General features: G+C 43.8%; 15 protein-coding genes. 5 read left to right on the top strand and 10 right to left on the bottom strand.

Annotated features, from left to right (window positions below):
- Positions 1–186 precede the first annotated feature (186 nt).
- Both lepB and MMY81_RS21560 read left to right on the top strand, forming a co-directional pair.
- Positions 187–741, top strand: coding sequence for a signal peptidase I (gene lepB, locus MMY81_RS21565; protein WP_252314487.1), 555 nt, complete (start codon positions 187–189; stop codon positions 739–741).
- Between the two features lie 152 nt (positions 742–893).
- The gene (locus tag MMY81_RS21560) at positions 894–1,913 is read left to right on the top strand and encodes a small multi-drug export protein (protein ID WP_252314486.1); all 1,020 of its coding nucleotides are present in this window, start codon (positions 894–896) and stop codon (positions 1,911–1,913) included.
- 139 nt (positions 1,914–2,052) lie between these two features.
- Here MMY81_RS21560 and msrA read toward each other — a convergent pair whose 3' ends face one another.
- Positions 2,053–2,586, bottom strand: coding sequence for a peptide-methionine (S)-S-oxide reductase MsrA (gene msrA, locus MMY81_RS21555; RefSeq protein WP_252314485.1), 534 nt, complete (start codon positions 2,584–2,586; stop codon positions 2,053–2,055).
- A 159-nt stretch (positions 2,587–2,745) separates the two neighbouring features.
- On the opposite strand from msrA, the gene MMY81_RS21550 reads away from it, so the two are divergent.
- The 3 genes from MMY81_RS21550 to MMY81_RS21540 are packed head-to-tail and all read left to right on the top strand — an operon-like array spanning position 2,746 to position 5,321.
- Positions 2,746–3,666, top strand: a complete 921-nt coding sequence (locus MMY81_RS21550) for a bile acid:sodium symporter family protein (protein ID WP_252314484.1) — start codon at positions 2,746–2,748, stop codon at positions 3,664–3,666.
- A gap of 21 nt (positions 3,667–3,687) precedes the next feature.
- Positions 3,688–4,356 carry a hypothetical protein gene (locus MMY81_RS21545; RefSeq protein WP_252314483.1) on the top strand — a complete coding sequence of 223 codons (669 nt, stop codon included), beginning with the start codon at positions 3,688–3,690 and terminating at the stop codon, positions 4,354–4,356.
- Positions 4,353–5,321 carry a Gfo/Idh/MocA family protein gene (locus MMY81_RS21540; RefSeq protein ID WP_252314482.1) on the top strand — a complete coding sequence of 323 codons (969 nt, stop codon included), beginning with the start codon at positions 4,353–4,355 and terminating at the stop codon, positions 5,319–5,321. Before MMY81_RS21545 ends, MMY81_RS21540 begins: the two co-directional genes overlap by 4 nt.
- A gap of 208 nt (positions 5,322–5,529) precedes the next feature.
- Here the strand turns inward: MMY81_RS21540 and MMY81_RS21535 are convergent, their stop codons facing one another.
- From MMY81_RS21535 to MMY81_RS34415, 9 genes are read right to left on the bottom strand one after another with little or no spacing between them, the layout of a single operon-like run.
- Positions 5,530–7,968, bottom strand: coding sequence for a glycogen/starch/alpha-glucan phosphorylase (locus MMY81_RS21535; RefSeq protein WP_252314481.1), 2,439 nt, complete (start codon positions 7,966–7,968; stop codon positions 5,530–5,532).
- 21 nt (positions 7,969–7,989) lie between these two features.
- Positions 7,990–9,396 (bottom strand): glycogen synthase, encoded by a 1,407-nt coding sequence (locus MMY81_RS21530; protein WP_252314480.1) that lies wholly within the window; start codon positions 9,394–9,396, stop codon positions 7,990–7,992.
- A gap of 13 nt (positions 9,397–9,409) precedes the next feature.
- The gene (locus tag MMY81_RS34440) at positions 9,410–9,913 is read right to left on the bottom strand and encodes a GlgC family sugar phosphate nucleotidyltransferase (RefSeq protein ID WP_308215436.1); all 504 of its coding nucleotides are present in this window, start codon (positions 9,911–9,913) and stop codon (positions 9,410–9,412) included.
- On the bottom strand, positions 9,871–10,515 hold the full coding sequence (locus MMY81_RS34435; protein ID WP_308215435.1) for a sugar phosphate nucleotidyltransferase: 645 nt from the start codon (positions 10,513–10,515) through the stop codon (positions 9,871–9,873). The genes MMY81_RS34440 and MMY81_RS34435 overlap by 43 nt, the downstream gene beginning before the upstream one ends.
- A 17-nt stretch (positions 10,516–10,532) precedes the next feature.
- Positions 10,533–11,687: a glucose-1-phosphate adenylyltransferase gene (locus tag MMY81_RS21520; RefSeq protein WP_253076057.1), complete on the bottom strand. Its 1,155-nt coding sequence runs from the start codon at positions 11,685–11,687 to the stop codon at positions 10,533–10,535.
- The gene (locus MMY81_RS34430; RefSeq protein WP_308215434.1) at positions 11,680–12,180 is read right to left on the bottom strand and encodes an alpha amylase C-terminal domain-containing protein; all 501 of its coding nucleotides are present in this window, start codon (positions 12,178–12,180) and stop codon (positions 11,680–11,682) included. The genes MMY81_RS21520 and MMY81_RS34430 overlap by 8 nt, the downstream gene beginning before the upstream one ends.
- A complete protein-coding gene (locus MMY81_RS34425; RefSeq protein ID WP_308215433.1) occupies positions 12,114–12,764 on the bottom strand; it encodes an alpha-amylase family glycosyl hydrolase in 651 nt (216 codons plus the stop codon). Before MMY81_RS34425 ends, MMY81_RS34430 begins: the two co-directional genes overlap by 67 nt.
- Positions 12,725–13,438 (bottom strand): alpha-amylase family glycosyl hydrolase, encoded by a 714-nt coding sequence (locus MMY81_RS34420; protein WP_308215432.1) that lies wholly within the window; start codon positions 13,436–13,438, stop codon positions 12,725–12,727. The genes MMY81_RS34425 and MMY81_RS34420 overlap by 40 nt, the downstream gene beginning before the upstream one ends.
- Entirely contained in the window at positions 13,398–13,595 is a 198-nt protein-coding gene (locus MMY81_RS34415; RefSeq protein WP_308215431.1) for a hypothetical protein, read from the bottom strand. Before MMY81_RS34415 ends, MMY81_RS34420 begins: the two co-directional genes overlap by 41 nt.
- Positions 13,596–13,605 lie beyond the last annotated feature (10 nt).

Genomic DNA, 13,605 nt, shown 5'->3' with positions numbered 1-13,605 from the left:
TTTAAAATTTATAATAGTCCTTTAGTCATTGTTACACATTTGTTACATAATTTTTCATTTTAAGCTATAGTATTGATTTTATCCTATATGACCGTCAACTAGCAACTTCTATTTATCGAAAGACAATGATTGTTCTTGTAAATCAATAGTGATACATTATAATAGATATGAAACGGAGGAAAAGAAATGAATAATATCGCCCGTGAGATATGGGACTGGGTCAAAACATTTATTATCGTTATATTAGTCGTACTTATCGTAAGGCAGTTCTTATTCGCTAACTACATGGTGCATGGAGAATCCATGATGCCTACAATAGAAAATGGAGAACGTCTAATTATTAATAAAATTGGATATGAATTTGGAGAACCCGATCGTTCGGATATGATTGTTTTTCACGCTGATGAGCAGAGTGATTATATTAAGAGGGTAATCGGTGTTCCTGGAGATCATATCGCATTTGAAAATGACGTTTTGTACGTGAACGGTGAAGCACAGGACGAAGCTTATCTGGAGCCTTATAAGGAACAGGCATCTGACGCAGGATTATTTACACAGGATTTCACGTTAGAGGAGCTTACAGGACAGAGTACGGTACCGGAAGGTTCTGTATTTGTAATGGGGGATAACCGTCTAAACAGCATGGACAGCCGCCAGCTCGGATTTATTGAGTCAGAGGAAATTGTAGGAAAAGCCAATCTGCGTTACTGGCCGATTGAAGAGTTCACTTTAATAGGATAAGAGCAGGAAGCACCCTCTGAAAAAGAGGGTGCTTTTTCTATTATTCCGACTATTTTAAGAGACCGTTTTCTTTAGTAACAAGTGATTGACGGCGTATTTACAGAAAGGGTACAATAACTACCGTTCGTTAGTTTTGAAAGGCGTGTTTAATAATGAAGAAAGACGAAGTGAAGCAGGAAGCGCTGAAATTGTTTGCAGATAATGGATATGATGGCATGAGTTTATCTGATCTGGCCGAACAGCTTGGAATGAAAAAACCATCCTTATATAATCACATTGAAAGCAAGGAATCTTTATTCCTTGATATCGTAAATGAAGTATTTTGTTCGTACGTAGAATATGTAAAAGACTCGATATCATTAAAAAACAAAAGCAATGTAGAATACCGGCTGAAAGAAGTGTTAACCTCCACAGCCCGATTCTTAAGCTCTAAAGACAAAGGGATGCTCTATATGAGAGTGTTAACATTTCCTCCGAGGCATTTACAGCCGGTCATATTGGAAAAATTCTCGGCCTACGAAGGAGAAACCGACAGCCTGCTTGTTACCCTTTTAGAAGAAGGAATGACCCAGCAGGAAATTCAGCAGGGAGATACAGCAACGTATCTGCAGGCGTTTTACGTTATTTTAGATGGAATTGCAACAGAAATGTATATTTATGATGCGGAAACAGTAGAAAAGAAAACAGAAGCGGCATGGTTTGTTTTTCTGGAACGGAATCCGTTACAGCGGTTAGGTGGGATAGTAATGGAATGGATTGGATGGTATTTAGGAATATTTGTAATGGCTGCAACTCCATGGCTTGAACTGATTGTAGTCATTCCAATAGGGATAGGAGCGGGGCTTCATCCTGTTCCGGTAGCAATAGTGTCGTTTTTAGGAAACGCCCTGCCGGTACTGCTCATTATTTATGGCATGGACTGGATAAGAAAAAGACAATGGTATCAACGCTTTGTTCAAAAGCGAAAAGATAAAGCGGACACAAAATGGGAAAATGCTGATCCGAAAAAATTGGCAAAGAAAGAAAAGCGTCAGGAAAGAATGAAGCGGATTTTCGATAAGTACGGGATTCCGGGGATTGCTCTGGCCGGCCCGGGAATTACTGGAATCCATTTAGCGACTGCTCTGGCAATGGGCTTTCAGGGGGCAGAAAGCAGATTGTATTGTGGATGAACGCCAGCCTTGCTATATGGACGATTGCGATGACGATTGCTTCTGTAACGGGAATTGACTGGCTCATGCGCTGGTTTGGATAAAAAGAAAAGCTGTACTGCCTAAAGGGGCAGTGCAGCTTTTTTTTGGGAATTCCTGATTACTGCCAGTGGGTCTCGATAAATTCATCCCGTCCTGACTGCTTTCTATCTTCTTTATATTCTTTTTCGTGGGTTTTATAAAAGTTCTGGTGATACGCTTCTGCTGGATAAAAAGCCGCGGCTGGTTTTATTTCTGTAACGATAGGTTTAGAGAATTTTCCACTCTGCTCCATATCCTGTTTGGACTGGAGGGCTGCTGCTTTCTGATCAGCATTATGATAAAAAACAGCGGTGCGGTACTGCGGTCCGCGGTCATGGAACTGTCCGCCGTCATCAGTAGGATCAATCTGCGGCCAGTAAAGCCTGAGCAGCTTTTCATATGGAAATAAAGAAGGGTTGAATTCAATCTGTACCGCTTCGTAATGACCGCTTTCTCCTGTTTTTACATCTTCATAAGACGGGTTATCTACATGGCCCCCTGTATAGCCGGAGGTAATACTGAGGATGCCTTCAAGTTCATCAAAAGGCTGAACCATGCACCAAAAGCATCCGCCGGCAAATGTAGCTTTTTCGTAATCCACAGTCTGTGACATTCATATCGTCTCCTTTTCAGCCAAATTGTAGCACATTCGGCAGATATTTTTACAATAGAATGCTCTTACTTACGTTAAAGGGTTGAAGGAAAAGCCGTAAAAGCGTAAAATGACAAAATATTGCTACCATTTGGTACATAATACAGGAGGACGAAGAAAATGGATCAGATGACTTTATTTGTGAACAAATATTTTGCTGTTTTTGTGCTGGCAGCTGCAGGAGCAGCTTTTATTCTGCCGGACGTATTTGTAGGAATTACAGCGTATATTACGCTGCTGCTTGGTATTATTATGTTTGGTATGGGAATGACGTTAAAAGGAGCAGACTTTGGTATTATCGCCAAAAAGCCATTTCCGGTTATTGTAGGTGTGATCGCTCAATTTGTAATCATGCCGACTGCCGCTTTTGTCATTGCACTGGCCATGCAGCTGCCGCCCGAAATTGCAGCCGGCCTAGTGCTGGTTGGTGCTTCACCGGGAGGAACGGCCTCTAACGTAATGGTCTATCTGGCGAAAGGGGATGTAGCGCTGTCTGTTGCTATGACATCGGTTTCTACCATATTAGCGGTAATCATGACGCCGCTGCTGCTTTTATTGTTCGCTAATACGTGGCTGCCAGTGGATGCAGGGGGGATGCTGCTTTCTATTGTGCAAGTTATATTAATTCCGATTACGCTTGGCATCGCAGCAAGAAAACTGCTGCCGGCCTTCGTAGAAAAAGGGACAAAGGTGCTTCCTATTATTTCAATGGCCGCTATTGTAGCGATCGTAGCAGGAGTATTAGCTGCAAATAGAGAAAATGTAATAGAGACAGGTGCACTCGTTATCGCTGCCGTCATTCTTCATAATGGTTTCGGCCTGCTTCTAGGCTATACGGCTGCTATGTTTATGGGGCTGAACCAGGCCCAGCGCCGAGCTGTATCGCTTGAGGTGGGGATGCAGAATTCCGCACTGGCCAGCCAGCTGGCTACTGTTCATTTCACACCGCTTGCTGCGCTTCCGGCCGCCGTATTTTCCGTCTGGCATAATATTTCGGGACCGCTTCTTGTCTCGTGGTGGGGAAGAAAAAACCGCCCATAAAAAGAAGGAGGAAGAGCATACTTGTTTGCTAAATTGGGAATACTTGTATTATGGGCTCTCTCTGTAGGGTACTTATTATTTTTTGCACCAGCAGAAGAGCAGTATACGATGGATCAGATGCAGGCCCTTTTTACATTTGAACAAACCAGCATGAATCCGCTGGTTATTGCTTTATTTAATTCTCTGGGAGTGTGGCCGCTTCTTTTCACTGCTTTTTTGTTTACGGATCCCGGCGGAGGCAGGATGAAAGCGTGGCCGTTTGCCGTTCTTTCCTTTGGAGCCGGTGCGTTTGCGCTGATGCCTTATATCGCTCTTCGAAAGGAATCTCCGCGTCTGGTAAAGCCGGGTGCGGTTGGGAGTGTGACCGGCTCGAAAGTATTTGCGGTCCTGCTTGTGCTTCTCTCGGCCGCATTGATTATATTCGCTGTCGGAAACTTTCAGCCGGGCGGGTTATGGGACGCCTTTTGGTCTTATCATTTAGTACACACAATGGTTATTGACTTTGTATTATTCGCACTACTGGCGGTATACATGATAAAAAAAGATGCAGAAAAGCGGCACGTAACGCTTACGCCGAAGCAATGGGTGTTATTCAGCATTCCGCTGCTTGGAACGGCGCTGTATCTCCTGTACCGGCCGGGCTGGAAAAAAAGCAGGTATTCTTACAAAAAAGATAGGAGAAAAAAATGACAACGTTAAAATGGGGCATTTTAGGACCAGGTACGATATCCATTAATTTTTCCAAAGCGATAAAAGCGGTAAATGGGCATGTGCACGCCGTAGCGTCAAGGAGTCCGGAACGGGCGCAGGCCTTTGCGGATACGTATGGTATAGATCATGCGTATGGAAGCTATGAAGAGCTTCTGGAAGACGAGGAGATAGATGTTGTTTATATAGCAACCCCGCATTCCCACCACTTTGAATGGGTAATGAAAAGCCTGGAGAAAAACCGTCATGTTTTCTGCGAAAAAGCCATTACAGTAAATGACGGACAGCTGCAGATTTTAAAAAAAGAAGCAGAAACAAGAGGACTTATCCTGGCGGAAGCTATGACGATTTACCACAACCCTCTTCATAAAAAAATAAAAGCGTTTATCGAAGAAGGCGGAATCGGTAAAGTTAGTATGATAAATGTGACGCTTGGTATGTTTAAAGACTTTGATGAAACCGACCGCTTTTTCAATAAGGATCTGGCCGGGGGAGCGCTTCTTGATATCGGGACCTACGCTTTAACGTTTGCCAGATATTATTTAACCGAACAACCGAATGAAATTACTACCCTCGGAACGACCGCTTCTACAGGAGTGGATGAACAATCAGGTATTGTATTGAAAAACGAGCATCAGGAAGTAGCCGTTGTATCGCTCGCTCTGCGGGGAGCGATGCCTAAGAAAGGACTGATTACCGGCTCAAAAGGATATATTGAAATGGATAATTTCCCTCGCGCCGCCCGTGCAGATATTGTTTATAACGATGGAACGACAGAAACGATGGAAGCAGGAGAAACCGCCGAAGCACTTCAATACGAAGTGGAAGGTATGAATCAGATGGTAGTAAACCGCAGTAACGATGGTACACTCGAACTGACATCCGATGTGATGAAGATTATGGATGAAGTTCGGGAACAATGGGGACTGCGCTTCCCCGGTGAATAACAAAAAAGATGAGCCCCGTCGGCTCATCTTTTTTAAGATTGTTGAGAAAAAGAAGAAAAATAAACAGGGGATGACTCCTGCAGAACAGCCATAGGTGAAGATAAAGAGGCGTCTTTCCCTCTTTAGCTGAGGCATGGCCTGCGGAAAGCACCCCTGTACAGATCTTTGTATAAAATACGTATTTTTTAGCTTGTATCTATAAACGGATTTATTTCTTTGCAGGAGCGGGGATGTAAGGGGAAATATTCCAGATTTCAGACGCGTACTGCATAATGGTACGGTCGCTGGAAAATTTACCGGAGTGGGCAATGTTGGTAATACTCATCTCCTGCCATTTGTTCCACTGCTGGTACGTCTGATCAATCATTTCCTGAGCTTCTACATAACTCTCAAAATCCTTTAGAACGAAATATTCATCGTTATCGCGGAGCAGGTGGTAGTAAATATCTTTGAAGGCAAGCTCATCCTGTCCAAAAAAGCCATCATGCAGCTGATCGATCATATGATGAAGCCGCTTATCACTTTGATAAAGGGATTTCGCGCTGTAGCCGCCTGTCCGGTGCAGCTCTTCAATTTCGGATTCTTCCATACCGAATAGGAACATATTCTGTGAACCTACCATATCTTTTATTTCTACATTCGCGCCGTCGAGTGTTCCGAGCGTCAGAGCACCGTTCATCATAAGCTTCATGTTTCCGGTACCGGAGGCTTCTTTTCCGGCGGTGGAAATCTGCTGGCTTACTTCTGCAGCCGGGATGATCATTTCGGCCAGGCTGACATTGTAATTTTCAAGAAAGACGATTTTGATTTTATCGTTAATCGAGGCGTCATTGTTGATCTGATCTGCAGCAGAAACGATCAGCCGGATCACCTGTTTGGCGAAGTGATAGCTTGGCGCAGCCTTTGCTCCAAATATAAAGGTCCGGGCCGGAATATCCGCCTGAGGGTGATCTTTTAAGTACAAATAGCGGTTTATGACATAAAGAATATTAAGAAGCTGACGCTTGTAGCCGTGAAGCCTTTTAATCTGCACATCAAATATAGAGCGGTCATCAATAATCAGGCCGGTTTTCTGTTTAATATAACGGGCCAGGTTCTGTTTATTGAATTGTTTTACTTCAAACAGCTTCTGCTGAAATGAAGCATCATTACCATAACGGAGCAGCTTAATAAGATCTTTAGGGCGCTCTTTCCATTCCTCACCAATAGAAGAATTGATCAGGGAGCTCAGCTCCGGATTGGCCTGGATCAGCCAGCGCCGGTGGGTAATCCCATTTGTTTTATTATTGAATTTTTCCGGATAAAGTCCGTAAAATTGTTTCATTTCTGTTCTTTTAAGAATTTCAGTATGCATTTTGGCGACACCATTCACGCTGTAGCTCCCAACGACAGCCAGATGCGCCATGCGTACCTGACCGTAGCTGATAATGGCAAGTTCGTGAATGACCGGCCGGTACTCTGGATGATCATGATATACCATCTGGCAGAAGCGTTCATTGATTTCTTCTGTAATCATAAAAACACGAGGAAGCAGCTCGGAAAATAAAGGAACGGGCCATGTTTCCAATGCTTCGCTTAAAATAGTGTGGTTCGTATAGGCTACTGTATTGGTAGTGACATGCCAGGCTTCATCCCAGCCAAGTCCTTCCTCATCCATAAGCAGACGCATTAATTCCGGTACAACTAGAGAAGGGTGGGTATCGTTAATTTGTATGCTGATATATTCATGAAGTCTGGCGCAGGAATGGCCGGTCCGCTGCTTGAAAAGTTTTAAGATGGTCTGAAGGCCGGAGGATATAAGGAAATACTGCTGCTTCAGACGCAGTGTTTTCCCATCCATATTGGAGTCATCAGGATATAGAAATTCAGATATTCTTTCAATTGAACGCTTGGACTCTAAATGGTCATAATAGCTTTGCTTGTCTCCGGCGTAGAATGCTGTGTCATTTTCAAGAGGCTCTGCGCTCCAAAGTCGGAGCGTGTTGATGGTTTCGTTGTTATAGCCTTTTATTGGCACATCATATGGAACAGCGGCAACTTTTTCATCATTTAGAAGAGAGACTTTAATTTTTCCATTCTCTTCATACGTGTGCACACGCCCGCCAAAGGAAATGACTGCGCGCAGATCAGGACGTTTCGTTTCCCAGACGTAAGGCTCACGAAGCCAGTAGTCAGGAAGTTCCACCTGATTGCCGTCGACAATTTTCTGCTCGAACAGACCGTATTTATAGCGGATACCGTAGCCGTGGCCTGGAATCTGCAGCGAAGCCATGGAGTCGAGAAAGCAGGCAGCCAGTCTTCCTAATCCACCATTACCGAGCCCTGCGTCGTGTTCGCATGCGAATATTTCCTCTGGAATAAATCCAAGATTGGTAATGGCTGTTTTCATCGGGTCGAGCCAATGCATATTTAAAAGATTGGATTCCAATAACCGTCCCATCAAAAATTCCATCGAGAAATAATAGACGGTACGTGGGTTCTGCTCCTTATAGCGCTGAGTTGTCTGCAGCCATTCGCTGTTAAGATTTTCTTTGACGATAGAGCTTACCGCTATATACATTTCTCTTGGAGTCGCTTCACTGCTGGTTGTACCCAGCTTTTTTTCCAGAGTATAGCAGATAGAATCCTGGAGCTTTTGTTCATTCATAATGAGTCACTTCTCCTTTTATCATGAAAGCTGCTGGTACAAGTCCTGATATACACGGGCAGACGTCTTCCAGTCCACTTCCGCTTTATAAATATTGTCCAGCAGGCTGGACCACTGGCTGCCATCTGCGTAAACAGAAAGAGCATGGTCGATGCAGCCCAGCATTTCATATGCATCAGACTGATGGAAGGTGAATCCATTTCCAGTACCATTCTCTGGATTAAAAGGATGAATCGTGTCTTTCAATCCACCGGTTTCTCTTACAATCGAAACGGTTTCGTAGCGGAGGGCAATAAGCTGGCTTAAGCCGCACGGCTCGAATCTGGAAGGAATAAGCAGAAAGTCAGCTCCGGCATACATTCTTCTGGCAAGACCTTCATCAAAATATGTTCGTATCGAGGCCTGCTCCGGATAATGAGTGGAAATATCCCGAAAATACTGCTCTAGGCCGGGATCTCCCGTACCAAGCAGCACGAATTGAATATTGCGCTCCATTAATTCCGGGAAAATATCAGCTACAAGCGGCAGTCCTTTTTGGTCTGCAAGTCTTGTCACCATAGCAATAAGAGGGATGTCACCATTTACTGGAAGACCCAGCTCGGCCTGAAGGCTTTCTTTATTTTTGCGTTTTCCTTCAGGTGAGTGCTGGTAAGGATGCGGGATGTAAGAATCATTGGCCGGATCATACGAAGCTGTATCAATGCCGTTTAGCACACCGTGCAGAATATCTGACTTATCCGTCAGCAGAGAGTGCATGCCCTCTCCAAAAAATGGGCTTTTAATCTCTTCAGCATAGGTAGGGCTTACCGTAGTAATTAAATCACTGTGATGAACAGCTGCTTTCAGGCAGTTAATTAATCCGTTCCACTCCATACCAAAGTAATGCTCTCCGCTTAAATTAATAAGATCATCAAAGGCAGAATTCTGCAGAATACCCTGGTACTGAAGGTTATGGATTGTAAATACTGTTTTGTAATGAAGGCCGTACGCTTTAAGAAAAGCGGGAACGAGACCTGTCTGCCAGTCATGGCAGTGAATAATATCGGGCTCTTCTTCCATGTGGGGAAGAGACGCAATAACAGCCTTGGAGAAAAATACAAACCGCTCACCATCATCGTAGTAGCTGTAAATATTAGCACGGTCAAAATAGTAGTTATTTTTTATGAAATAATACGTAATTCCTTTTTCGTTTAATTTAAGTAAATCTGCACGCTGTCGGCGCCAGCCCAAATGAATCGTTATGTCGGTTTTAACAAGCTCGAGCCTGTCAGCAAAATGGTCTTTCATAAACTGGTTATAATACGGCAGAATTACCTGAATATGATCATCACTTGTTTCTTTTAAAGCATGAGGGAGGGCACCCCACATCGCGAGGCCCCCTGTTTTAAAAAATGGCTGTGATTCAGAAGCGGCAAATAAAAGATTCATCTGACTTCTCTCCTTATATAACTGAACGTTTAGCTATGACATACGGACGGTCTTCAATACCCTTTAGTGTCGTTCCACTGGCAATGGTGCTGTCTTTATCAATGATAGAGTAATCTATCGTTGAATCAGCTTTAATGTGGCAGCGCTGCAGGATAATGGAATCCTTTACTACGGCACCTTTTTCTACAGTCACTCCTCTGAAGAGAATACTGTTTGATACTTCTCCTTCTATTGTACATCCATTGGCTACGAGCGAGTGATTTACTTCCGCATCTTCCCCGTATTTGGTTGGCGGCTCATCTTTTACTTTTGTATAGATACGCTGGTTCTCAAAGAAGAGTGTCTGATAATGATCGGTATTAAGCAGACGCATATTTTGTTTATAGTAGCTTTTCAGCGACTGGATAAACGCCGTATAGCCTTCATGATGATACGTTTGAATAGATAGTTTATTTAAATTGTCTTTAATACCGTTTAAGAAGAAATTCTCTTTTTCGCTGTTAATGCATTCATCCACGAGTTCCAGAAGAAGACTTTCTTAATGATATACATTCCGGTGAAAATAGATGGCAGGCTTCTATCGTGCGAAAATGCAGTAACTGCTCCAGTTTCATCTGTCTGCAGCTTAAGGTAGCTGTTATCTTCTCTGTCTTCATCAGAAAGGCTGGCTGATATTAATGTAACGTCTGCTTTGGAAGAAAGGTGAAGATCGAGTGCTTCCGAAATAGGGAGGTTCATAATACATTGGCTGCCGCTTAAGAAAACATATTCGGCTGAACTTCTTTCAAAGAAATCGCGGTTATTATGAAAGTGCTGCAGGTCGCCGCGGGAAATATCAGACGGATCGTTCCAGTCCGGCGGGAGTATAAAAAGCCCGCCGCGCTTTCTATCGAGATCCCAGTCGGAACCTGTGCCCAGATGGTCCATAAGAGACCTGTACTTTTCACGCGCGAAAATAGCAATGTCATGAATATTTGCATTACTCATATTGGAAAGAGTAAAGTCAATCAGCCGGTATCTCCCGGCAAAAGGAACGGCTGCTCCGCTTCTAAAATATGTTAACTCATTAAGGTTGCTGTACTCCGAATCCAAATTTATAACACCCATCATTTTAGCCATAGTCTAGCCTCCTATTATTATCGTTGATTGCTTGGCAGAAATTGTTTAAACGAAGTATCGTTGTCGACGACCATACAATCTTCTGCTTTATCGAATGCAATAACGCAGTTATCGGGAATCACGGTCCCAGGCCGGACAATAACTTTTTCCAGCGTAACATTACTGCCTATTTTCACTTCCGGCATAATGACCGAGTCTTTAATAGTGGAGCCTTCTTCTACACGGACTCCCTGGAAAAGGACAGAGCGCTTGATATGACCAAGCACGTGGCAGCCTTCATTAATAAGTGAATTGGAAACGGTCGACTCTTTTCCCATATAGTGTGGCGGCTGATTAGGGTTTACCGTATATATTCTCCAGCTTCTGTCATGGAGGCGAAGCCCTGAGTTCTGATCAAGCAGGTCCATGTTTGCTTCCCAGTAGCTTTTAATCGTTCCAACATCTTTCCAGTAGCCGTGAAAGGAAAATGCTTTTAATTTGCGTTCATCTTCGAGCATCATTGGAATAATATCTTTTCCGAAATCATGACTGGATTCAGAATTTTCTGCGTCTTTAATCAAATAATCACGCAGGGAGGACCAGGTAAATATATAAATACCCATAGAAGCCAGGTTGTTTTTAGGTTCTTTCGGTTTTTCCTGGAATTCAATAACTTCCATCTGTTCATTTGTATTCATGATGCCAAAACGCGAAGCATCTTCCCATGGCACTTCAAGAACCGAGATGGTGGCATCGGCATTTTCCTTTTTGTGCTGTTCGAGCATAGCATCGTAGTTCATTTTGTATATATGGTCCCCTGATATAACGAGGATATATTCTGGATCGTACTGATCAATAAACTGCATATTCTGGTAGATGGCATCAGCGGTACCGGAATACCAGCCGCCGCCTGCCTGAACAGTAAAGGGAGGAAGAATAGATATGCCTCCATACTTTCTATCGAGCTCCCACGGACTGCCGGAACCGAGGTGCCGGTTTAAGTCCATGGGCTGGTATTGAGTCAGCACTCCGACTGTATCAATGTTGGAGTGTGTGCAGTTGCTTAAGGTAAAATCAATAATTCTATATTTTCCGCCAAATGGGACGGCGGGCTTTGCTGTGTCTTTCGTTAACTGGCCTAGACGTTTTCCTTCACCGCCTGCTAGCAGCATTCCAATAATTTCTTTACCCATTATGATTCCTCCTTTTAATTGCCTTTCTTTTCTTAAAGTAAAGCGTAGAAAACGGCGGTACGACGGTATCAATGGAATGAGGTCTGCCATGAAGAGGTTTTGGGGAAGAGGGGAGGTAAAGTCTGTTTGTATAACCGCTTCCTCCAAACTTCTCTTCATCACTATTGAATATTTCCTGATATAGACCGGGCTCAGAAACGCCGATCCGAAAATGTGGAAATGTCATTCCAGAGAAATTACATAATATGAGCAGCTCCTCTTCCTCGCACTGCCGGGTAAAAAGAAGAATGCTTTGATCGTTATTATCGGCATCAATCCAGGTAAATCCCTCCGGCTGATGATCCCATTTATACAGTGCCGGATGGCTGCCGGCAAAAGCCTGAAGAGAAGCGACGTAAAATTGAAGAGCGTCATGAAGCGGATAAGTTAAAAGGTTCCATGCAAGCTCTTCCTTGTCACGCCATTCATCATAGGCACCAAGCTCACCTCCCATAAAAAGAAGCGTCTTTCCGGGATGGGAGGCCATATAGCCATAAAGAAGGCGGAGCTGTGAAAACTGTTCCTCCTGCGTTCCGGCATCTTTCCGAGAAGCGAGTTTTTTTCATGGACGACTTCGTCATGGGAGAGGGGAAGGATAAAGCGTTCGGAAAATGCATAAACGCCGGAAAAAGTAAGCAGATGATGATAGTGCTTTCTTTCGGTCCAGTGTAATTTCATATAGGTTAACGTATCATTCATCCATCCCATGTTCCACTTGAAATCAAATCCAAGGCCGCCTTCCTGAACAGGATGTGTTATCATCGGCCAGGCTGTACTTTCTTCAGCTATCATTAAAGTGTCCGGCAGTATATCAGAAACGGCGGTATTAAGCTGTTTCAAAAAATCCACCGCTTCTAAATTTATACCTTCTCCATGTATATTATAAACCTTTACATCCATTTCTGTTTTTTCGAGGTTATAATAAATCATGCTGGCAACAGCATCGACCCGAATGCCGTCGAGGTGCAGATCCTCCAGCCAGAATACGGCATTAGAGATTAGAAAAGACCGGACTTCAGGTTTTGTATAATCAAACACGAGTGTTCCCCAGTTCGTTTTTTCAGCGATTGCCTGATCGTCGTACTCATACAGCGGCTTCCCGTCAAACTGCCTGAGACCGTGGGAATCTTTACAGAAATGTCCGGAACCCAATCCATAATAACGCCGATACCAGAGGCGTGGCAGGAATCAACGAAGTATTTAAAGTCGTCAGGCGTACCGTAACGGCTGGTAATGGAGAAGTAACCCGTAACCTGATAGCCCCAGGACTGGTCAAAAGGGTGCTCGGATATGGGGAGCAGCTCCACATGAGTGTATTCCATTTTTAGAAGGTAAGGTATAATATGGTTGGCAAGCTCCCGGTAAGAATAAAATGTGCCATCCGGATGCTGTTTCCATGTACCGGCATGCATCTCGTAAATGGAAAGCTGCGACTCAAAAAAATTCGTATCCGCCCGTTTCTGCAGATAAGCTCCATCATTCCAGCGGAACGTTGACTCCGGTAGGGATACTGAAGCAGTGTTGGGTCTTATTTCGGAAAAAAAAGCATAAGGATCAGCTTTCAAGAGGCTGCTCCCGTCTTCTGCCGTAATAGCGTATTTGTATGTAGCTTGCGCTTTCCATTCCGGAAAAAAACCTGCCCATACTCCCAGACCATCAATACGATGCAGCTCAAACCCTTCTTCCCGTCCAGGAATTTTCTTCGCATGCAATGTGTATTCTCTTAGCATGCGGGGCCCAGACGGCGAAGCGCCAGCCTTTTTCTCCATTAAAAGTGATATTTCGGCAGCCAAATACATGATGGCTGTGATAAAGTGTTCCTTCATGAAAAAGATATAGTTGCTCTTCTGTAATTCCATACGTATCCATTTGCATAGCT

The sequence above is a fragment of the Sinobaca sp. H24 genome, assembly GCF_023845525.1.
This window is presented reverse-complemented; position numbering and strand designations above follow the sequence as displayed.

Coding starts and splice junctions, on each gene's coding strand:
- msrA (WP_252314485.1), bottom strand. CDS start 2,586: ATGTCACAGACTGTGGATTACGAAAAAGCTACATTTGCCGGCGGATGC.
- MMY81_RS21550 (WP_252314484.1), top strand. CDS start 2,746: ATGGATCAGATGACTTTATTTGTGAACAAATATTTTGCTGTTTTTGTG.
- MMY81_RS21560 (WP_252314486.1), top strand. CDS start 894: ATGAAGAAAGACGAAGTGAAGCAGGAAGCGCTGAAATTGTTTGCAGAT.
- MMY81_RS34415 (WP_308215431.1), bottom strand. CDS start 13,595: ATGGATACGTATGGAATTACAGAAGAGCAACTATATCTTTTTCATGAA.
- lepB (WP_252314487.1), top strand. CDS start 187: ATGAATAATATCGCCCGTGAGATATGGGACTGGGTCAAAACATTTATT.
- MMY81_RS21540 (WP_252314482.1), top strand. CDS start 4,353: ATGACAACGTTAAAATGGGGCATTTTAGGACCAGGTACGATATCCATT.
- MMY81_RS21530 (WP_252314480.1), bottom strand. CDS start 9,396: ATGAATCTTTTATTTGCCGCTTCTGAATCACAGCCATTTTTTAAAACA.
- MMY81_RS21520 (WP_253076057.1), bottom strand. CDS start 11,687: ATGGGTAAAGAAATTATTGGAATGCTGCTAGCAGGCGGTGAAGGAAAA.
- MMY81_RS34435 (WP_308215435.1), bottom strand. CDS start 10,515: ATGGCTAAAATGATGGGTGTTATAAATTTGGATTCGGAGTACAGCAAC.
- MMY81_RS21535 (WP_252314481.1), bottom strand. CDS start 7,968: ATGAATGAACAAAAGCTCCAGGATTCTATCTGCTATACTCTGGAAAAA.
- MMY81_RS34430 (WP_308215434.1), bottom strand. CDS start 12,180: ATGGGAGGTGAGCTTGGTGCCTATGATGAATGGCGTGACAAGGAAGAG.